This window comes from Cognatundibacterium luofuense, assembly GCF_018139685.1.
Classification (GTDB): Bacteria; Pseudomonadota; Gammaproteobacteria; order Burkholderiales; family Burkholderiaceae_D; genus Undibacterium; species Undibacterium luofuense.
In genome coordinates, this window is sequence record NZ_JAGSPN010000658.1 from 1 (window position 1) to 281 (window position 281).

Sequence of the window (281 nt, forward strand, 5' to 3'; positions counted from 1 at the left end):
GGATAGAATTCGCAGGATGGGACTTGCTTCAAAGCAGCAGCATGATAAATATAATCAACTCCGCGAACCGCATTTAATACAGATTGATAATCCCTGACATCACCAATATAAAATTTTAATTTTGGATCGTTATAATACTTGCGCAAATCATCTTGTTTTTTTTCATCTCGACTTAAAATTCGAATTTCACGCAGGTTTGACTTTAAAAACCGCCTCAAGACAGCGTTCCCAAAAGAGCCAGTTCCTCCTGTAATGAGTAGCACTTTACCATCGAATAAAGT

At 37.4% G+C, this 281-nt stretch carries 1 protein-coding gene; it reads right to left on the minus strand.

Annotation, left to right across the window (positions count from 1 at the left end; translation table 11 throughout):
* Positions 1-281, minus strand: a 281-nt coding sequence (locus KDM89_RS22070) for a polysaccharide biosynthesis protein (protein ID WP_230428029.1), incomplete at both ends; no start/stop codon positions are given.